This window comes from Pseudonocardia sp. MH-G8 (assembly GCF_002262885.1).
In the GTDB taxonomy this organism is placed as follows: domain Bacteria; phylum Actinomycetota; class Actinomycetes; order Mycobacteriales; family Pseudonocardiaceae; genus Pseudonocardia.
In genome coordinates, this window is record NZ_NKYF01000031.1 from 46,867 (window position 1) to 65,361 (window position 18,495).

Annotated in this window: 19 protein-coding genes and 2 pseudogenes; 13 read left to right on the forward strand and 8 right to left on the reverse strand. The window is 68.1% G+C overall.

Annotated elements, in window-relative coordinates:
- Positions 1-248 precede the first annotated feature (248 nt).
- The 3 genes from CFP66_RS47570 (at position 249) to CFP66_RS49555 (ending at position 1,870) form a co-directional block, all read left to right on the forward strand.
- Positions 249-908 carry a hypothetical protein gene (locus tag CFP66_RS47570; protein ID WP_143517535.1) on the forward strand — a complete coding sequence of 220 codons (660 nt, stop codon included), beginning with the start codon at positions 249-251 and terminating at the stop codon, positions 906-908.
- Positions 909-981: 73 nt separating this feature from the next.
- Positions 982-1,632: a hypothetical protein gene (locus tag CFP66_RS39820; protein WP_094930554.1), complete on the forward strand. Its 651-nt coding sequence runs from the start codon at positions 982-984 to the stop codon at positions 1,630-1,632.
- Between the two features lie 106 nt (positions 1,633-1,738).
- Complete coding sequence (locus tag CFP66_RS49555) at positions 1,739-1,870, forward strand: hypothetical protein (protein ID WP_369805269.1); 132 nt, start codon at positions 1,739-1,741, stop codon at positions 1,868-1,870.
- Positions 1,871-1,997: 127 nt separating this feature from the next.
- On the opposite strand, the gene CFP66_RS39830 is transcribed toward CFP66_RS49555, so the two are convergent.
- The 3 genes from CFP66_RS39830 to CFP66_RS48290 all read right to left on the reverse strand — a co-directional run bounded on the left by CFP66_RS39830 (position 1,998) and on the right by CFP66_RS48290 (position 4,700).
- Positions 1,998-2,876 carry a hypothetical protein gene (locus CFP66_RS39830; protein ID WP_198961992.1) on the reverse strand — a complete coding sequence of 293 codons (879 nt, stop codon included), beginning with the start codon at positions 2,874-2,876 and terminating at the stop codon, positions 1,998-2,000.
- A 1,102-nt stretch (positions 2,877-3,978) separates the two neighbouring features.
- Positions 3,979-4,545 (reverse strand): hypothetical protein, encoded by a 567-nt coding sequence (locus CFP66_RS39835; protein WP_143517536.1) that lies wholly within the window; start codon positions 4,543-4,545, stop codon positions 3,979-3,981.
- Positions 4,539-4,700: a hypothetical protein gene (locus CFP66_RS48290; RefSeq protein WP_158228402.1), complete on the reverse strand. Its 162-nt coding sequence runs from the start codon at positions 4,698-4,700 to the stop codon at positions 4,539-4,541. Before CFP66_RS48290 ends, CFP66_RS39835 begins: the two co-directional genes overlap by 7 nt.
- A 27-nt stretch (positions 4,701-4,727) precedes the next feature.
- Here CFP66_RS48290 and CFP66_RS49560 point away from each other — a divergent pair.
- Positions 4,728-4,856: pseudogene (locus tag CFP66_RS49560) on the forward strand (MBL fold metallo-hydrolase); the annotation flags it as partial.
- 145 nt (positions 4,857-5,001) lie between these two features.
- On the opposite strand, the gene CFP66_RS39845 reads toward CFP66_RS49560, so the two are convergent.
- Both CFP66_RS39845 and CFP66_RS49565 read right to left on the reverse strand, forming a co-directional pair.
- The gene (locus CFP66_RS39845) at positions 5,002-5,658 is read right to left on the reverse strand and encodes a response regulator transcription factor (protein ID WP_233160086.1); all 657 of its coding nucleotides are present in this window, start codon (positions 5,656-5,658) and stop codon (positions 5,002-5,004) included.
- Positions 5,655-6,791, reverse strand: coding sequence for a sensor histidine kinase (locus CFP66_RS49565; protein ID WP_143517537.1), 1,137 nt, complete (start codon positions 6,789-6,791; stop codon positions 5,655-5,657). The genes CFP66_RS39845 and CFP66_RS49565 overlap by 4 nt, the downstream gene beginning before the upstream one ends.
- Before the next feature lie 82 nt (positions 6,792-6,873).
- Here CFP66_RS49565 and CFP66_RS39855 point away from each other — a divergent pair, with 82 nt between their 5' ends.
- Both CFP66_RS39855 and CFP66_RS39860 read left to right on the forward strand, forming a co-directional pair.
- Positions 6,874-8,337 (forward strand): serine hydrolase, encoded by a 1,464-nt coding sequence (locus CFP66_RS39855; RefSeq protein ID WP_233160087.1) that lies wholly within the window; start codon positions 6,874-6,876, stop codon positions 8,335-8,337.
- An 84-nt stretch (positions 8,338-8,421) separates the two neighbouring features.
- Positions 8,422-8,610 (forward strand): annotated as a pseudogene (locus CFP66_RS39860) (MBL fold metallo-hydrolase); the annotation flags it as partial.
- On the opposite strand, the gene CFP66_RS39865 reads toward CFP66_RS39860, so the two are convergent.
- Positions 8,611-9,843, reverse strand: coding sequence for an MFS transporter (locus CFP66_RS39865; protein WP_198961994.1), 1,233 nt, complete (start codon positions 9,841-9,843; stop codon positions 8,611-8,613).
- A 112-nt stretch (positions 9,844-9,955) separates the two neighbouring features.
- Between CFP66_RS39865 and CFP66_RS39870 the strand changes: the two genes are divergently transcribed.
- Together CFP66_RS39870 and CFP66_RS39880 are read left to right on the forward strand one after the other, a co-directional pair.
- On the forward strand, positions 9,956-10,792 hold the full coding sequence (locus CFP66_RS39870; RefSeq protein WP_094930559.1) for a helix-turn-helix domain-containing protein: 837 nt from the start codon (positions 9,956-9,958) through the stop codon (positions 10,790-10,792).
- Positions 10,793-11,088: 296 nt separating this feature from the next.
- The gene (locus CFP66_RS39880) at positions 11,089-11,361 is read left to right on the forward strand and encodes a hypothetical protein (RefSeq protein WP_094930561.1); all 273 of its coding nucleotides are present in this window, start codon (positions 11,089-11,091) and stop codon (positions 11,359-11,361) included.
- A gap of 141 nt (positions 11,362-11,502) precedes the next feature.
- Here CFP66_RS39880 and CFP66_RS39885 read toward each other — a convergent pair whose 3' ends face one another.
- On the reverse strand, positions 11,503-12,153 hold the full coding sequence (locus tag CFP66_RS39885) for a metalloregulator ArsR/SmtB family transcription factor (RefSeq protein ID WP_094930562.1): 651 nt from the start codon (positions 12,151-12,153) through the stop codon (positions 11,503-11,505).
- 158 nt (positions 12,154-12,311) lie between these two features.
- Between CFP66_RS39885 and CFP66_RS39890 the strand changes: the two genes are divergently transcribed.
- Together CFP66_RS39890 and ctaD are read left to right on the forward strand one after the other, a co-directional pair.
- Positions 12,312-13,049 carry a DUF2249 domain-containing protein gene (locus CFP66_RS39890; protein WP_233160088.1) on the forward strand — a complete coding sequence of 246 codons (738 nt, stop codon included), beginning with the start codon at positions 12,312-12,314 and terminating at the stop codon, positions 13,047-13,049.
- 7 nt (positions 13,050-13,056) lie between these two features.
- Positions 13,057-14,814, forward strand: coding sequence for a cytochrome c oxidase subunit I (gene ctaD / locus CFP66_RS39895; protein ID WP_094930563.1), 1,758 nt, complete (start codon positions 13,057-13,059; stop codon positions 14,812-14,814).
- Here the strand turns inward: ctaD and CFP66_RS39900 are convergent.
- A complete protein-coding gene (locus CFP66_RS39900) occupies positions 14,811-15,443 on the reverse strand; it encodes a TetR/AcrR family transcriptional regulator (RefSeq protein WP_094930564.1) in 633 nt (210 codons plus the stop codon). The two genes, ctaD and CFP66_RS39900, sit on opposite strands and share 4 nt — an antisense overlap.
- 40 nt (positions 15,444-15,483) lie before the next feature.
- Between CFP66_RS39900 and CFP66_RS39905 the strand changes: the two genes are divergently transcribed.
- From CFP66_RS39905 to CFP66_RS39910, 3 genes are all read left to right on the forward strand, one after another.
- Positions 15,484-15,900: a RidA family protein gene (locus tag CFP66_RS39905; protein WP_094930565.1), complete on the forward strand. Its 417-nt coding sequence runs from the start codon at positions 15,484-15,486 to the stop codon at positions 15,898-15,900.
- A 395-nt stretch (positions 15,901-16,295) separates the two neighbouring features.
- Positions 16,296-16,520, forward strand: a complete 225-nt coding sequence (locus CFP66_RS48295) for a hypothetical protein (protein ID WP_158228403.1) — start codon at positions 16,296-16,298, stop codon at positions 16,518-16,520.
- 142 nt (positions 16,521-16,662) lie between these two features.
- Positions 16,663-18,495, forward strand: coding sequence for a PhoX family phosphatase (locus CFP66_RS39910; protein WP_158228404.1), 1,833 nt, complete (start codon positions 16,663-16,665; stop codon positions 18,493-18,495).

Below are 18,495 nucleotides of genomic sequence, written 5' to 3' on the forward strand. Positions count from 1 at the left end.
TTACCAATCGTGGGTTCATTGTCGCACCTCAACATCGTATATTACTAGCCAGGGCACGAGACTGCCGGGCGCGTGCGAACATCTTGGTCGAGCGTCATGCGCCGACCGGAAGCAGCCAGAAGGCGTACGAGTCAATCCAATCGGACCTTGACGAGATTCGAGGAGTCGGGGCAAAAAGGGGGTGGCTTAGTGCCATCACATGGCTCACACGCTCACCCTCTACCAAACTCGCTTCGGACTACGTCCTGATGAACGCGGCCGAGCGACGAATAGCGGAGCTCGTGGCCGACGAAGACCTCGATGCATACTTTGCCTTCGAGATTGCACATCTACAAAATCTTGACCCCAACGCCACCGGCCACGTCAAAGAGCGACTCGCCGCGATGCCTACCGCCCGAGAGAAGCGCCTGACACTAGATGATAAATGGCGACGCGCAGAGAGACTTGAAGGCAACGCATTGATGCGTGAGCTCAATGGCCAACGCATCTCGCTCTGGCTCGCCATGGTTGGACTTCTCGCGACATTTGCGATCGGCCTCTTTCTCGACCACGAGTTGACGCTTCTATTGGGCGCACTCGGCGGATTCCTGTCACCAGTCGTCACTACACTGACCCACGAACGCGAATCAACCGCCCATGAATCGTCCTGGGGAATAATGGTGCTCACCCCTGTAGGAGGTGCCCTGACAGCGGTCGGAGGCCTGCTGCTCGTGCGCCTCCTCGCCGATGTGGATATCGGCATTCTTGGACCCGTCTTCCTAGCTAACTCTTGGGAGAATGCACAATCTCCCGTCGCGTTAGCACTCGCGCTCCTCTTCGGTTTCTCCGGCCGCCTATTCTCACGTCTCGCTATCTCTGCCGCCTCACAGCTCGGCAGCCCGCCTCCGCCACCACATGGCGAGACTTGACGGCGTCATCGCGCGAGCCTTCTCCCGGACGTGCAGAACTTCCATCTAGATGATACTGAGTGGATCATGCCCCGTGACCTCAAATCCGGACAACAACGAGCTCGCCTCCACCTACGAGGAGGCCACTGACTGGCCAGTTGCGAGCCACAGCCTGCTGGCCTCGTCTGGCATCGACCACCTGCACGCCTTCGTCGACTGGTGGCCTCTCACTCTTGGGCGGCGCCTTGGCTACCAGAAGGCTGCAGAGATCCTGTCTCAGGCCATGCTCGATGCCCACCCCAGCGAACGAGACACCCTCGTCTTCCCGTGGCTGATGTGCTGGCGACATTACGTTGAACTGGAGCTGAAGTACATGCTGCAACTGTGCGAGGGCGCCCTTCAGTCTCCCGAGAAAAATCGCGCGCACCACAAGATCTTGCAGCTTTGGCAGGAGCTAAAGCCACTGCTCGTGCGGCTTCGACCAACCGACGAGACCGCAGAGATCACGATCGTGAACCGCCTCATCACGGAGCTTGCCAGCCTCGACCCCGACAGCATGCACAGTCGCTACTCGAACCTTAAAGACGGCACCCCGACGATGAGAAACGTGAAGCCGCTAGATGTCGTGGAGTTTCATAATGCGATGTCCGGGATGGCAGCCTTCTTCGGAGGCGTGACCAGCGCGATTGAGTACGACGAAGAGATTCGGCAGGAGGTCCGCCGTGAGTACGAGGGCGGCTTCTAACTCTCTCTCGGTTGCCATCACCACTGGCGTGTGCCTACGCGTGAACAGAGAAGTGGCTCCCGGTGGCCCTGGGCGGACAACATCTTTCGAGGACGTCAACTCGCTCATGCGGGACCTGGAGGAGCAGGTGTTCGGCCAGCTCCCCGACGAGACGTGGGTGTACCCCGGCCACCGGGACGACACGACGCTCGGCACGGAGCGCCCGTCGCTGCCCGCGTGGAGAGCACGCGGCTGGTGAGCTGAGCACCAGCCCCGACCGGGGCCGCCTACATGAACGTGACCACCGCCATGCAGCGCCGGTCCAGTCACGTGGCAATTAGGCCGTTCGAGCGGGAAGGCGCTCCACATTTTTCGGTCATTACGGTTCAGTCGTTGCCGTATTCTGCTTCGATGAAATCGGCGGCATCGCCGGTCGATTCGAAGGTAACCTCCATGCCGGCAGCTTCGAGTAGTTCGTACGAATCGAGCACAAGCTTGCAATGCTCGCAGCTAAAGTACTCCGCGCTGACGGAAATTTCTGCCCACGTGTCGAAATCATCCTCAGCGATCTGCTCATGGCGCAATCGGCTACTCTCGACTACGTCTCCTTCAAGAATGCCGATCGAACCGCACGCAGGGCAGCCGGCGGTCGCGTGGTGTGCGAGGTAGGCCTGCAACGTCGTAGGGCTTGACCATTCTGCCGCAAGACGAGCAGGTAGGGTTCCGGTCTCGTACTGCGCCAGCCGTTGCTTGGCCCGTTCCATGAGCATCTCGGCGCGGTGCTCAATATTCTTCTGATTCCGCGCTAGGTGTTCTTCAACTAGGTCTACCCTCTCTGACCCGACGAAATCGTCAATGTCTGAGTCGCATGCATTGACGAGGATGGCTGCTTGCGCCCAGAAGCGTGCCCACCAAATTTCCGGAGGGAGGCCAGTGAACCCGATGCCGCCGCCGTGCAGGTACTCGTTACGCGCGGCCGTGATCCGCAATGCTTCGGCCGAATTGAATGGCTTGAACGCGCGGCCACAGCGCTTATATATTGTCGCGGCTCGCACAGAAATGAAGCGAGAGTCGGCGTCGACGAGTCCGGTCGCCATCAGGAGGTTGACACCCTCTTCATTGGGCTCAGCGATCAGCACAGGCGATGTGCGCGCCAGAGCTGCCTTTCCCAGCAATTCGAGCGCAAGGGATGCCCAGAGCGCCTGCTCTTCGAATGATCGCGGCTCGTTATCCATCGCGTGATTGATGAATAGTTTGGCCTTCATCCACAGCGCACTGTGGTCAAATGATCGAGGCATTTCAGAGGGCTTTCGTTATGAACATTATACGATCCAGAGAACGTTCGTTGTCATTCGACGCATCAGCTCTAGCGTGGAGAGTTCGCGAATTGTCATAAGTAGCACCTGGTCTACCATTTGCCAGTTGTACGAGATTGCCGTGGGCGTTAGATCCGCGATGGCGGCGACCACGGCTCTGGCTCTCTCGTCGCAGGCGTCCATGCAGGACGAGTCATATCGAAGTCGGTGGAGGCGTGGACTCGCGGTCGCGTAGAAGCTACTTGCGCCGTTCCGGATGAGGAAAACCCCGTTTCGCGCCGCCTGCCAAGGAAATGATGAAGGATGATTCGATGCGGCGCGAAGAGGCAGTAGCAGTGTTGGCGTGTCATTGGGCTGACTGGCGGTCAGTAGCACGGCATCTGGCGGTTCGTCCAAGTGGGCGCCATCGGTGTGCAATGGTTGCCGGCCAGTGCCGTATATTGAGCTGATCGAGGAAGGATTGGCAGCATCTTTACTGGTGGGGCGCAGCGTGACTGTTGCAGGGTCTGTTGATCGCGCTCGAATAACGCGCCATCCAAGCTGATTTGCTTCGTACCTCAAAACCGGGGCGCTGATCGTCGCGCTGGCCCAGCCGTCCCGCTTAGCGATAGACCACAAGTCGGCCAATGAGATTCGTTCACTCATGATCAGCGCCGCCCGCATCAGACAATACTGCAAGTATCCGTCGAAGATGGGTGCGATTTCCGATCGGCAGGGAAGTCACGCAGAGAACGTCGGCGTTATCATGGTTGAACCGTTGAGTCTCACCGTCCCAGTCGAGTTCTCCAGCACAAGATCTGTTAGCCAGCAGAAGCGTAGCCTTGGATCGCCGGAGTGCGGGAATAAGTACTTGTGGAGCCAAGAGTCCTCCCGTCGATTGCACTTTATTGCATGCAGGATGGATGCTGTCGACTCGCTGCCATCCATCCCCTTACATCCGACAGTCGCTCAGAGCGGCCGTAGTGTTACTTCTGGAGCTGCCGTCCAGCAAGGCCACAGTGCGAAAGCACGGTACTTCTCTGAATCCTCTGTCCACGCAAGTCTATCGAACCTATTCGTCCGCATGCCACGTGATCGCGATGGACTCGGGCTTGAAACCGGGACCGCCCCGACCAGGCAAGACACGAACCCCTACGCCCAGGACGATTAGCAGTGCCCGCCGCTGTGTCACCGAGAGCCCGGCCCATCTCTCCGCCGCCACCGGCCCGGGGAGCTGTGCGATCAGTTCGGGCGCTACACCGCGGATCGTCCGCGCGCTCTCGCGTTCCGCCTCGTCCAGTTCCGGCCGGAGTCTCGCTGTGATCCGACTCAACTGCGCCCGGTCGATCTCGCCATCAGCGTAGGCGTCCGCTGCCTCGGCAAGACGCGCCCGAATGCCCTCAGCACGCTCCCGGGCATGGGCCCCTGCCGCGTCGTCGTCACGCCTGAGAAGATCCCGCGCGTCAGGCTTGCTGAGACGGGCGATCACCACACGCTCGACCAAGTCGTCCACCCACTCGCGTCGACGTCCCACACAGCCGCTCGGTGCATTGCAGACGTAGAGCTCATGCCCGTAGCGCTTGAGCACCCGCAGCGCCGAGCCGCACTTGCCGCACTCACCAATGCCGTAGCTCAGCAATGCTTGCGCGCTCCCCCGCGGGTGGTCACCCGCAACGGGTCGGTGAGCATCGCGACCACGCGCGCGTGCTTGTCTGCGTCGACGATGGGTGGCCACGCGGCGTCGCCGTGGATCTTGCGCCCGCGCACCACCTTGCCGATGTTCGATGGGCGCATAGCGAGCTTGCGGATGGTCGACGGTAGGACGACCTCGAGGAGCGGGTCTTCGGCACCCTGCCGGACGAGACGTGGGTCTACCCCGGTCACGGGGACGACACGACGCTCGGCACGGAGCGCCCGTCGCTGCCCGAGTGGAGGGCACGCGGCTGGTGAACTCCCGACGGCTCGGGATGATCAGCATGGCGCAGTACACCGCGTCGGCGGACCGGCTGAACGGCTTCAGGTGAACCGTCCCGGCCTTGGTGTACCGCTGCCGACGGGCGGACGTGCAGTACCCGAGCCTGCGGTCTCCCTGGCTCTACCATCGGCCGGCAAGGCCTGACTCGTATCCGGCGATGACGAGTTGAGCGCGGTCGCGCGCGTCGAGCTTGGTCATCAGCCTGCCGATGTGGGTCTTGACGGTGCCTCTGCTGAGGTGGAGCCGGTGCTGGATCTCGTCGTTGGAGAGCCCACGGGTGACGAGGACGAGGACCTCGCGCTCGCGTGGGGTGACGTCGTCCAGACGACGCCGAGAAGCAACACCGGCACCGGTGAACTCGCCGATCAGCCTGCGGGTCACGGTAGGCGCGAGAAGTGCGTCGCCTGCGGCGGCCACGGTGATGCCGTCGAGCGGGCGCGCCGGGCTCGTGTCCTTGAGCAGGAAGCCGGAGGCTCCGGCCCGCAGCGCGCAGAAGACGTACTCGTCGAGATCGAAGGTGGTGAGCACGACGATCCGCGCCGTGCTCTCGACGTGTCTCAGACGTTCGACGGCGGTGAGGCCGTCCGAGCGCGGCATCCGGACGTCCATGAGCACGACGTCGGGGCGGTGGGCGATGGTGAGGTCGACCGCCTGCTCACCGTCCTCGGCCTCAGCGACGACCCTCATCCCGGGAGTCGCGTCGACGAGGGTACGGATCGTCGCCCGGTAATGGTCGTCGTCGTCGGCGAGGAGCACCCCGATCCCGGCAGCGCTCACGGGCGGCGCGCCGTGCTCAAGGGAAGTGTCGCGCGCAGGACGAAACGACCGTCGGCTGCGCCGCCTGCGCTCATACTCCCGCCATGCGCGGTGACCCGTTCGCGCACGCCGAGAAGCCCGTAGCCCTCCGAGTGCCAGGTCCGGGTGGCAGGGTTGGTCGCCGTGACCACGAGAGCGCCGGCGCTCTGCACGAGGCTGAGGGTGCATTCACGGGGCGCGGCGTAGCGGACGGCGTTGGTCAGGGCCTCCTGGAGGATCCGGTACGCCGACGCCTGGACGGACGCGGGCACCTGCCGGTGCCCGTCCTGCTCGAGGGTGACGGAGAGACCGGCCGCCTCGGCGTTCGCGACGAGGCGGGGCAGATCGTCGAGGCCTGCTCGCGTGTCGTCCACCTCCCGCAGAGCGGTGAGGACCGTTCGGACGTCATCGAGCGCCTCCCGGCTGACCTGCGCGATCGCGCTCAGCGCGGCATGGCCTTCCTCGGGCCGGTCGGCAGCCAGGTGCTCGGCGACCGCGGCCTTCATGGCTATGACGCTGAGGCTGTGGCCCAGGATGTCGTGAACGTCCCGGCCGATCCGGAGTCGCTCCTCGCCGACGGCACGTTGCTCACGCAGCCGCGCCAGTTGCTCGGCGTCGGCGCGGCGGGCCCGCAGCACACGACCCAGCGCCCAACTCCCTCCGATCACCACAACGCCGTACCCGAGAGACGAGAGCGGGGTGGAGGCGAAGGACTCCTCCCCCGGAGGCGCCGCGACCACGGGAAGACCCGGCACCACCACGGTCATGAACCCCGGGACGAACACCGCAGCCGAGGCGCCACCCACCGCGGCGGCTGCCGGCCACGCACGAACGCCCGAGGCCACCGGATAGAGCGCGAGGGCCACCGCGATCACCACCGCGTCCCCCGGCACACCGACCAGGACGGCTCCCGCCGCCATGACCGACTGGCCGACGAAGACGGCCGACGGCCGGACTCGACGCACCGCCACCCCCGAGGCGAGGCCGATGATCGCGACACCCAGGAACCACCCTCCGGACGGCGCACGCACGGAGGCGAACGCGGCGAGCGCGACCGCCACCAGACAGTCCGCCGCGACCAGCCATCCGGCCGGAGGTGTCCTCCCCCTCAGCACGGGGCAACGCTAGCCTCGCCGGCCGGAAGATCGGACCGTGGTCCGATCCGGGACCGCAACACACCGACCACCATCGACATCCGTGAGACGTCGTGCTCGTGTCCTCCTCCTTGCCATCGCCGCGCCGGCCTCCCTGCTGGTCATCACCCCCGCAGCGCACCCACAGCCCGCAGCCGTGGCCCCCGCGACCGTCAGCTCCGTCGTCGAGCAGTACCGCGACACCGCCCACGTGCCCGGCGTCGCCGTCGCCGTGACACGCGGCGACAGGGTGATCCTCGCCCGCGGGTTCGGCCACACGGCCGACGGTCAGGAGGTCACCGCGACGACGGTCATGGCGATGGCCTCGGTGAGCAAGTCCTTCACGGCGTTGGCCGTGGTCCAGCTCGCCGAGCAGGGGCGGCTCGAACTCGACCAGCCCGTGCAGCGCTACCTGCCCGAGTTCGTCACCGCTGACCCCCGAGGCGCCCGGATCACCGCTCGCCAACTCCTCGACCAGACCTCGGGCCTGACAGATGCCGGCGTCAGCCAGTTCACCCGTCCGCAGCCCGAGAGCTTGCGCGACTCGGTCGCGGACTTCCGTGACGCCGAACTCACCAGCCCACCCGGCAGCCAATGGGCCTACTACAACCCGAACTACCAGATCGCCGCTCGCCTGGTGGAGGTCGTGAGTGGGCAGCCGTTCGACGAGTACCTCGCCGATCATGTCTTCACCCCACTGGCCATGAACGACAGCAGAAGCATCGGCACCGACGACGACCTCCCCCCGACGGCCCACGGCCATCTCAAGCTGCTGGGCCATCCCATCCCGGCAGCGGAACCCACCGCGTTCGGAGCCGGCTCGGGCGGGGTGCTGAGCACCGCCGAAGACATGACCTCGTGGCTGATCATGCAGAACCGGTCGACGCCTCCAGGAACCACAGCGGTCGTCTCGCCCGAATCGCTGAAGACCATGCATTCCCCGTCATCGTCGGTCTCGGGCGACTACGCGCTGGGCTGGTCGGTCGGACGCACACCGTCCGGCGCCCCGCTCGTCTCCCACGGCGGCGACCTCTTCACCTCGACCACCTGCCAGGCCCTGCTCCCCGAGTCGGGGTACGGCATCGCCGTCATGGCGAACACCGGCCTTGCCTACGGGGACGCGTCCGCGATCGGGAAGCGGCTCGTCGCCCTCATCGACGGCGAGCCTGCGGCGCCCGCCTCTGCGCAGACGGTCGCCGTCGACGGAGTGTTGCTCGGCATCGCCCTCCTCGCGCTCGCGCTCGGAACGATCGGATTCGTCCGAGCCCGACGCTGGGCGACGACCCACACGATTCGCAGAGCGCTCATCGGTGTTCCGCTGCTCCTGGCGCCACTCGTTGTCCTCGTCCTCTTCCCCGCCATAGTCAGGGCCCTCTACCGCGGACGCGACATCACCTGGACCCAGGCCTTCTACCTGTACCCCTCATTCATGATCCTTCTCATCGCGCTGTCAGCAGCAACGACCCTCGTCGGAGGCGCGCGGCTCGTCTGGAAGGCCAGGCTCTCGGAACCCGGCAGCCGACCTTGACGGGCTGGGCGTCTCAGCGCTGCGTCGTGGCGGGGAAGGAACGCGGTGGCGACGAAGAGCGCGCGCACCCAGTTGTGGGAATCCACGCTCTTCCCGGGAGGACCGGGGAAGACGGACGGGCCTGCCGAGTTCGGCTCGCTGATGGACGACCTGGAGGAGCGGGTCTTCGGCGAGCGGTCGGACGACACGTGGGTCTACCCCGGCCACGGGGACGACACCACCCTCGGGCGGGAGCGCCCCGGCATCCCGGAATGGCGCTCCCGCGGCTGGTGATCAGGCCGGAGGTCGAGCGTGACCAGGCCGCACCGTGCCTCGGCCTGCCACCATCGCGACGATCGTCTGGCCGGCCGCAGCGACGCACATCAGGATGATCGGTGCATGCCATCCGGAACCGGCGGTGTGCAGCAGCCCGAAGACCACCGGTCCTGCGGCGGCCAGCAGGTACCCGATCGACTGCGCCATCGCGGACAACGCGCCCGCCGCAGCCGCGTCCGGGGCGCGCAGGCTGAGGAAGGCCAGTGCGAGCACCAGGCACGCTCCGCCGCCCAGTCCGAGGACGACACTCCACAGCAGCGCCCATCCCGGCGCCACCAGGAGTCCGAGGTAGCCGGCGAGCAGGACCGCCGAGCTCGTCGTCGCCAGCGCGCGTTGATCACGTGCCCACCGCAGCGCGGCAGGCACCGCCAGGCTGGTCACCACCGCGACCACCTGGAACAGGAACAGCAGCCATCCCGCCGCAGCCGCGCTCACCCCGCTGTCCTGGAACACCTGGGGCAACCAGGTGACCACGACGTAGAAGCCCAGCGACTGCAGTCCCATGAACACCGTGACCGCCCACGCGAGTGCCGATCTCCACGGCAACCGGTGCCTGCCGATCGCCTCGTCGGCCGGCGGCGGTGTCCGCATCTGCGGGAGCCACAGCACGATGGCCACCAGGGCGAACACGATCCAGAGACCCCACGCGGTGCGCCAGCCGCCAGGGGCGACCTGGCTGATCGGCACCGCCATCCCGGATGCCACTGCGGCGACACCGCCCATCACGGTGGCGTACGCGCTCGTCAGGAGCCCGACCCTGGTGGGGAAATCGCGCTTGATCAGGCTCGGCAGCAGAACGTTGCCCACGGCGATCCCGGCCCCGATCAACACGGTTCCGGCGAACAGGCTGCTCGCCGTCGGCGCCCACCGGACCGCGATCCCGAGCGCCAGCACGACGAGCGCACCCCCGAGGAGCCGCTCGGGACCCCACCGCGCGGCCAGTCGCGGGACCAGCGGCGAGATCACCGCGAACGCCAGCAACGGCACCGTGTTCAGCAGGCCCGCCACAGCCGGAGCCAGCGCCAGATCGGCCTGCACGCGATCCAGGAGCGGTCCGACGCCGGTCAGGCTCGCCCGCAGGTTCGCCGCCACCACCAGCAAACCCCACACCAACAGCGCCCGACCGGAACGCCCCGTCGACCGCGTCCTCTGCCGACGACGCTCGTCCAGCAGCTTGTCCCTGTTCTCCACGCCCCCACGATCGAGCGGCACCGTGGCGACGAACAGGCCGTGCTCGGGCTGGCCCCCAGGGGGCCACCCTCGCGCACCGCGCGACGGGCGGGCAGCGTCATAGGCTCACGACATGGGGAAGCCATTCGGGGACTTCATCCGGGCCGCGCGCGACAGCATCCAGCCGGAATCCCTGGGACTGCCGGACCGCGGCCGCCGACGGTCCCCCGGCCTGCGTCGACTGGACCTCGCAACGCGCGCCGGCATCAGCGTCGAGTACCTGACGCGCATCGAGCAGGGCCGCGACCGCAATCCTTCGGCTGCGGTCGTCAACGCGCTCGCCGATGCGCTCGGCCTCGGCCCCTCGGAGCGCAACCACCTGCGCTACCTGGCGAAGATCACCGGCGACACGTGTTCCGCCCACGCCCGACCCGCACCACTGCGCCGGCACGTGCGACCGTCCGTCCTGACGACGCTCCGCCTCCTCGAACCGGGCATCGCCATCGTGACCAACCGGCTGGGCGACATCCTGGCGCACACCAGCGGCTACGAGTCGATCACCGACGGAACCGGGCTCCTCGACGCCGACCCGCCGAACCTCACCCGCTACGTCTTCACCGACCCCCGAGCCCGCGCGTTCTTCACCGACTGGGACGACGTCGCGGACGAGCAGGCCTTCGACCTGTGGCTCGCACCGTCGGTCGAGAACTCCGACTGGCTCACCGCCGAACTCGCCCCCGTTGCCGGCTCCGACTTCACCCGCCGCCTGCACCGCCACGTGGTGCCACGACGGGGAACCCTCCGGCTCACCCACCCTGCCGGGCACGAGCTGCACCTGCTCCGCGAGACGTTCGAACTCCCCACGGACACCCAACAACTCGTCGTCTTCCTCCCCGCGGACGAACGAGCGGCCCAGGCCGTCGACCAACTCCACCGCCCGCCCCACGGCCGGCTCCGATCCATCTCATGACTGAACCCGGTTGCCAGCCCTTGATGCCCCGCCTCAGTGCGAGCGCAGCTGCACCCGCGGCATGAGGAACGGGTCTTCGGACCACTCCCGGACGAGACGTGGGTCCACTCCGGTGACCGAGGCCTCCAGTAGGTCGGCGCGGGCGGCCCCGAACCGGGCGGCGACCACCGCGGAGGCGAGCGCGTCGGGACCACACCCGAAGGCGTCGGTTGGCGCGCACTTGACCTCGACCCGACTCGAGATTCTACCGTCCTGATCGTCCACCGCGGAGCCGTCACGACGCCGAGGAGCAGGCAATGATCGTCACCATCGCCAGGGTCGTCGAACCGGATCGGTTCCTGGAGGTCTTCGAGACCGTCGGCGCGCAGAAGCGGCGGCAGCACGGCTGCCGGGGCGCCCGGGTCTACTTCGATCCCGACGACGCGCACCGGGCGTGGTCCGTCTTCGACTGGGACGCGCAGGACTACGAGGGGTTCCTCGCGGACCCCGAGATCCCGGCCATCGCACGGGAGCTCGGGCTCCTGGCACCGCCCGTACACGCCGTCGCCGCAGCCGAGCTCGACGCCTGACACACGTCGCCGCATTCACCGGCGCGGACGGGCAGGAGCCCGATCGAGACGCTCACCCCGTCCGGAACGGGCGCCTGGCGCCCGGTTGCCGCTGCAGGCGAGCTGCACTGCACGCGTCGTCGACGATCTGCACGATCCCTCTCAGCGATCGGGGCTCGGTGCGAGGTGGGCCAGGCACGCGGCGGGCTCGGCGAAGGGTTCCAGGGCGGTGACCGTGACCGGTGCGCCGAGCTCGGTCAGCGCGCCCTGCATCAGACCCAGGTGCAGCGGGCACACGAGGTCACGGTGCGGTTCGGCGAGCTCGAGGAACGGGCAGTGCCGCAACCGGACCCGGTCCGGGAGGCCGCCGTCGCCGGCGACGGGTTCGGGCGCGAAGTCCAGGTCGTCGAGCATCGTCGTCAGCCGTTCGACCGCTTCGCCACTCGTGATCTCGCGGAACGGCGCGGGCCGCGGGACAAGATGCGCACCCCACGTCCGACCTGCAGCGGCTGCGGTGTCGGCCGCGTCGTCGCTCGTGGCGGACAGGTGGCCGAGCAGGATCTCGGCCAACATGCGGTAGCGGCGCGCGCCGCCGCGCGCCAGTCCCGGCCGCGCCCGGTAGCCGACTCGTGGCCGTCCCCGCCCAGAAGGAGCGTCCGACGCCCGCTCGACGATGCCCTCCCCCACCAAGGCTTCGAGGTGGAAGCGGGCGGTGTTGGCGTGGATACCGAGGTGGTCGGCGGTCTCGGACACGCTCACCGGCGCCGCAGCCCGATGGATCATGTCGAGCACCTGCTGGCGACGCTCACTCATCGTCCTGACCTTCCATCGGCTGCGGCGGGAGCCCGGCCACCAGTGAGGTGTCGGCGGGGCACGGCACATTTAACACAATAAACCCTTGTGAAAATAAGGTAAACCTGCTGGACTCCGGATGGCACCGGCAGGTGCCGCGGTAGGCAGGAGGACACGTCGTGACGTTGCAGGTCCACATCCAGGACACTCCCACCGACCCCGCCCGACAGGCGCAGCACATGCTGCGCGACCGCGGTGACGAGCTGCTCGCCGAGCTCGCCGCGAAGGTCGCCCTGGCCACTGAACTGCAGCTCCGCCTCGCCGACCGGGAGGATGCGCGGGAGACGCTGACCGACTTCTGCGTCCAGCACGTCGTCCGCCACCTGGTGGCGACAGATCGGGTGCTCTACTCGGTCGCAGCCAGGGCGGCAGAGACTCGGCTGCTGGTCCGCGCACTGAGGGCCCAGCACGACCTCGCAGCCGAGCGGATCACCGATCTGAAGCGCGCGGACAGTTCCGCTGATGTCGCCGCCTCTGCGCACGCACTCGTCGGCCTGCTCGAGGTCTGCGTCCACGTCGAGCAGAAGGTGCTGATCCCCGCACTGGCCACCCTCCCGGGTGTGGATCTTCCCATGCTGGTCGAGGACCTCGGCATCCTGCTCGCCGGCGGCATCCTCGACATTCCGGCGAAGGTGGACGTCCGCGATGTCCCGCACGGCCGCCGACACCCGCGCATCTTCGGCATCTACGCCCGGCTGGCACCCGGGGAATCCTTCGTACTGGTCAACAACCACGACCCGAAACCGCTGCGACGCGAGTTCCAGGCCACCTACCCCGACCAGTTCGGGTGGGACTACCTCGAGGCGGGCCCGGACCAGTGGCAGGTGCGAATCGAGCGGCTGCCGGTGCAGGCGTGACACTGCGATGACCGACCTCCGACGTCCCGAGCCGATCGCTGTCCACCCCTATCCCGTCCGGCGAGTGCCGAGGGGATCGACATTCCTGCGGATGCTGCGGACCACCGACCCCAAGGACATCGCGATCCTGTACATGGTCACGTCGTTCGGCTTCTTCCTCGCCGGCGGCGCGATGGCGCTGCTCATGCGCGGCGAGCTGGCAGTGCCGGGGCAGCAGTTCCTGTCCAGCGAGCAGTACAACCAGCTGTTCACCATGCACGGCACGATCATGCTGCTGCTCTACGCCACGCCGATCCTGTTCGCCTTCGCCAACTACATCGTGCCGCTGCAGATCGGCGCCCCCGACGTCGCGTTCCCCCGGCTCAACGCGTTCTCGTACTGGCTGTTCCTGTTCGGCGGGCTCATCGTCCTGTCCGGCTTCCTGACCCCGGGCGGTGCGCCCGACTTCGGCTGGTTCGCCTACACCGCGCTGTCCGACGCGGCCCACTCCCCCGGCGCCGGCGCAGACCTGTGGATCACGGGTCTCATCGTCGCCGGACTGGGAACGATCCTGGGTGCCGTCAACTTCATCACGACGATCGTCTGCATGCGCGCCCCCGGCATGACGATGTTCCGGATGCCGATCTTCACCTGGAACATCTTCGTGACCTCGATCCTCATCCTGCTCGCGTTCCCGGTCCTCACTGCGGCGCTGTTCGGTTTGCTGGCTGACCGCCACCTCGGTGCTCACGTGTTCGACCCGGCCAACGGCGGTGTGGTCCTCTGGCAACACATGTTCTGGTTCTTCGGCCACCCCGAGGTCTACATCGTGGCGCTGCCGTTCTTCGGGATCGTCACCGAGGTCTTCCCGGTGTTCGCTCGAAAGCCGCTGTTCGGCTACAAGGGCATGATCTTCGCAACAGTGACGATCGCGATGCTGTCGGCCGCGGTGTGGGCCCACCACATGTTCGCCACCGGCGCAGTGTTGCTGGCGTTCTTCTCCCTCACCAGCTTCCTGATCGCCGTCCCAACCGGGATCAAGTTCGTGAACTGGATCGGAACCATGTGGCGGGGGAAGCTGACGTTCGAGACTCCGATGTTGTTCGCGGTCGGCTTCGCCGTCACCTTCCTGTTCGGCGGGATGACCGGCGTACTGCTGGCATCGCCACCACTGGACTTCCACGTCTCGGACACCTACTTCGTGGTGGCCCACTTCCACTACGTGCTGTTCGGCACGATCGTGTTCGCCACCTACGCCGGCATCTACTTCTGGTTCCCCAAGATGACCGGGCGGTTCCTGGACGAGACGCTGGGCAAGGTCCACTTCTGGCTCACGTTCATCGGCTTCCACCTGACGTTCCTGGTGCAGCACTGGCTGGGCAACGAGGGCTTCCCGCGCCGCTACGCCGACTACCTGCCGATCGACGGCTTCACCACGTTGAACGCGATCTCCTCGATCGGCGCGTTCGTGCTGGGCGCGTCCACGCTGCCGTTCATCTGGAACGTGTTCCGCAGCTACCGCTACGGGCGTGTCGTCACCGCGGACGACCCGTGGGGCTTCGGCAACTCGCTGGAGTGGGCCACCTCGTGCCCGCCGCCGCGGCACAACTTCACCGAACTGCCCCGCATCCGCTCGGAGCGTCCGGCGTTCGAACTGCACTACCCGCACCTCGTCGAACGAGCTCGCGCACAGGCCCACGTCGGGCGCCGGCCTTCGCACGGTGAGGTGGCTGCCCGCGGGGTCGGCAATACGGAGAGGCCCAGCCGCGACCCCCGGTCTCGCTAATGGCCGGCCCCCGGCTCCTCGCCGAGCGGCGGCCAGCCGCGTTCGACCGAGGCGCGGCAGCGGTCTGGTCGGTCGCCCGCGCCGATGAACAGCGCGGTCAGCATCGAGGCGCCGCCGTCGAGCGTCCGGCGCGGCAAGGGTCCGGTCGCGACCAGCGACGCCAGGCCGTGGCCGGTGACCCAGCTCTGGGTCGCCAGCTCCAGGGGGTCGGTGCCGCGCCGGAAGCGACCGTCGTCCCGGCCCCGGCGGGCGGCCTGGACCAGGTACTCCAGGGTGGCGTCCGCGGCGGTGAGGTCCTCGAGTTCGACGGAGGCGTCGAACATGACCCGGTACAGGTCGGGATGGTCCAGGGCGTTGCCGAGGTAGGCCGCGACCAGAGCGGTCAGGTCCCGGACCGCGTCGTCGGTCGTCGCCAGCGCCGCGAACCTCGCCGCCAGGCGGGTGAAGCCCTCCTGCCGCAGCGCCATCCACAGGCCGTCCATGCCTCCGAAGTGGGTGTAGACGGCCATCGTCGACACGCCGGTCCCGGCGACCAGCGAACGCAGGGTGAGGGGTTCGCGGTCGCGGAGCATGCGCGCGGCGCGCTCGACGAGCAGGGTGCGCACCGCCGGGTCCCTGGTTCTCGCCATGCCGCGACGATACATAACATTGCTCTGCTATACATGGAACATGCCCATCAACTTGGTCAACCCCGCCGGACTGCCCCAGGTCGACCTCTACCGGCAGGTGTCGGTCGCCACCGGATCGCGGCTCGTGTTCATCGCCGGCCAGGTCGCCCTTGACGCCGAGGGCCGCAAGGTCGGCGAGGGCGACTTCGCCGCCCAGGTCGAGCAGTGCTACCTCAACATCGGCGTCGCGCTGGCCGAGGTCGGCGCCACCTTCGACGACGTGGCGAAGCTGACCGTCTACCTCGTCGACTGGACGCCGGACAAGATGCCGCTGTTCGCCGAGGGGGTCGGCCGGGCCGCGGCGAAGCTGGGCGTCACGCCGGCCGCGCCACTGACCGGGATCGGGGTCGCGGCGCTCGCCGAGCCCGGCCTGCTGGTCGAGGTCGAGGCCACGGCGGTCGTCGGCGGAGCCGCCTGATCACGGGGCGGTGCGCGACGAGCGAGACACCAGCGGGGTTCGATCACGGGTGACACCCCGCTCACGTCTCGCTCGTCGCGAGGTCAGTCGCGTGTCGCCCGCGCCGCCACCGGTACCCGAGCGTGGCGCTTGAGGATCGCCACGGCGGCGTCCACGACGGCCAAGGCGATGATGGGGGCGACGATCAAGGCGTGCGGCATCGAGTGGCCCTTTCGGCGGGGAGCGTGGTGGCCGCCCGGCACGGTAGGCGAACCGGGTGTCACCCGCTCGGGTGGCCCTCCCGCCGCACACCGACTTCACGCCGTTCCCACCTCGAGGCACCTGTCACCGCGCCCCGGCGACCCGTCGTCGCGGCTGGCGGGCGGGTCCGGGCGGCGACGGGCATGGTCGGGGCCATGCGCCTTCAGCACGACGTCACCCCGAGCATGAACCTCCAGGTCGAGCTCGCGCTGCCGCGCGAGGGTCGCGAGGACGGCGAGACGCTCGTCGTCGTCCTGCCGACCGGTGGCGACGGCGACCCCGCCGCGATGGCCCACCGCTGGTCGTTCACCGTGGACGAGGCCGAGCAGCTCGGCACCGTCCTGCTCGACGCCGCCCAGAAGGCGCGTGACATGGGCTGACGGCACCCGCGCGCTCCTCCTCACGCGGTTGCGCCGGGCCACCACTCGCGTTCACCCGGAAGAGATCGTTGCGCCATGTCGGCTCCCTAGGGTCGCCGCGGACGCCGCCACCCCGCGGCTGCGTCCCCTCCGGAGGCCCGTAGTGCACACGCCCGTCACCCCGCCCCTCTCCGTGCTCGCGCAACGGCGCCTGTCGCGGCGGAACGTGCTGGCAGGCGGGCTCGCCACCGCCGCAGCGACGTTCTTCGGTGCCGCCTGCGCACCCGGTGACGGTGGACCGGCGGTCCCTGCGGCGCTGCTCGGGTTCCCGGCAGTCGCCCCGAGCGTGGCCGACGAGGTCGTGCTGCCGCCCGGCTACCGCTACCAGGTGCTGTTCGCCTGGGGCGACCCGATCGTCCCGTCCGGCCCGGCGTTCCGCGAGGACGCCGGCAACAGCGCCGCCGAGCAGTCCCTGCAGGCGGGCGACCACCACGACGGCATGTGGTTCTTCCCGCTGGAGGGCAGGCGGGCCGGGCTGCTGTGCGTCAACCACGAGGCGACCACCGAGGACCTGCTGCACGCCGACGGGCGCGCCGCGTGGACTCCGGAGAAGACCGCGAAGTCGCAGGCCGCACACGGCGTCTCGGTGATCGAGGTGGAGCAGGACGGCGAGGGCCGGTGGCACGTCGTCGAGTCCGGCCACGCCCGGCGGATCACGATGACGACCCCCGCCGAGATCACCGGGCCGGTGGCGGGGCACCCGCTGCTGCGCACCGGCGCCGATCCCGAGGGCGTCCGGGTGCTGGGAACGCTGAACAACTGCGCCAGCGGTCCGACACCGTGGGACACCTACCTCACCTGCGAGGAGACCTTCAACAAGTACTTCTACTACGGCGAGCAGCCGCCACCCGCCGGTTCGGCGCAGGAGCGCTACGGGGTCGGCTCGGAGGACTCCTACCCCTGGTACACGACCGACGCCCGGTTCGACATGCGGGCCGAGCCGAACGAGTACCACCGGTTCGGCTGGGTCGTCGAGATCGACCCGTTCGACGCCGCCGCCGCCCCGAAGAAGCGCACCGCGCTGGGACGGATGGAACACGAGAACGCCGTGGTCGTGCCCGGCGGGCGCGGTGAGGCCGTGGTCTACATGGGCGACGACACCCAGTTCGAGCACTTCTACAAGTTCGTGGGCGCCGAGCCGATCGAGAGCGCCCTCGCGGCCGGGCGCAGCCCGCTCGACGAGGGCACGCTGCACGTCGCCCGGCTCGAGGAGGACGGCTCCGGCCGGTGGCTGCCGCTGGTGCACGGGCAGCCGGGCCTCACGGCGGCGGACGGTTTCGCCGACCAGGCCGATGTGCTGGTCCGCACGCGGATGGCGGCGGCCGCCGTGGGTGCCACGCCGATGGATCGTCCCGAGTGGTGCACCGTGCAGCCCGGCACCGGCGCGGTGTTCTTCACCTGCACGAACAACACCGCCCGCACGGAGTCGGTGGACGCGGCGAACCCGCGGCTGGACAACCGCTTCGGCCACATCATCAAGATCGACGAGGGCGGCGACCCCAGCGCGACGAGCTTCACCTGGGACGTCTTCCTGCTGGCAGGCGACACCGCGAGCGGCGCCACCGTGCCCGCCGATCAGGCGTTCGGCTCCCCCGACGGGCTGTGGTTCGACCGCGAGGGCCGGCTGTGGATCCAGACCGACGGGACCCAGCCGACCGTCAACGGCGCCGAACAGAACAACCAGATGCTCACCGCGGACACCGCCACCGGCGACATCCGGAGATTCCTCGTCGGTCCCCCGCGCTCCGAGATCACCGGCATCACCGCCGACCCGGACGGCCGGTCGCTGTTCGTCAACATCCAGCACCCCGGCGACTCGGGCACGCCTGAGGACCCCCGCGCGGGCTCGAACTGGCCCGACTTCAGCGCCACCGGCCGCCCGCGCTCGGCGACGATCGTGATCACCCGCGAGGACGGGGGCGTGGTGGGCGGCTGA

What these genes read in the sequence shown, in the direction of transcription:
- CFP66_RS47570 (WP_143517535.1), top strand. Translation starts at nt 249, where the DNA reads ATGAACGCGGCCGAGCGACGAATAGCGGAGCTCGTGGCCGACGAAGAC.
- CFP66_RS39830 (WP_198961992.1), bottom strand. Translation starts at nt 2,876, where the DNA reads ATGAAGGCCAAACTATTCATCAATCACGCGATGGATAACGAGCCGCGA.
- CFP66_RS39870 (WP_094930559.1), top strand. Translation starts at nt 9,956, where the DNA reads ATGGGGAAGCCATTCGGGGACTTCATCCGGGCCGCGCGCGACAGCATC.
- CFP66_RS39880 (WP_094930561.1), top strand. Translation starts at nt 11,089, where the DNA reads ATGATCGTCACCATCGCCAGGGTCGTCGAACCGGATCGGTTCCTGGAG.
- CFP66_RS48295 (WP_158228403.1), top strand. Translation starts at nt 16,296, where the DNA reads ATGCGCCTTCAGCACGACGTCACCCCGAGCATGAACCTCCAGGTCGAG.
- CFP66_RS49555 (WP_369805269.1), top strand. Translation starts at nt 1,739, where the DNA reads ATGCGGGACCTGGAGGAGCAGGTGTTCGGCCAGCTCCCCGACGAGACG.
- CFP66_RS39905 (WP_094930565.1), top strand. Translation starts at nt 15,484, where the DNA reads ATGCCCATCAACTTGGTCAACCCCGCCGGACTGCCCCAGGTCGACCTC.
- ctaD (WP_094930563.1), top strand. Translation starts at nt 13,057, where the DNA reads ATGACCGACCTCCGACGTCCCGAGCCGATCGCTGTCCACCCCTATCCC.
- CFP66_RS48290 (WP_158228402.1), bottom strand. Translation starts at nt 4,700, where the DNA reads ATGCGCCCATCGAACATCGGCAAGGTGGTGCGCGGGCGCAAGATCCAC.
- CFP66_RS39885 (WP_094930562.1), bottom strand. Translation starts at nt 12,153, where the DNA reads ATGAGTGAGCGTCGCCAGCAGGTGCTCGACATGATCCATCGGGCTGCG.
- CFP66_RS39900 (WP_094930564.1), bottom strand. Translation starts at nt 15,443, where the DNA reads ATGGCGAGAACCAGGGACCCGGCGGTGCGCACCCTGCTCGTCGAGCGC.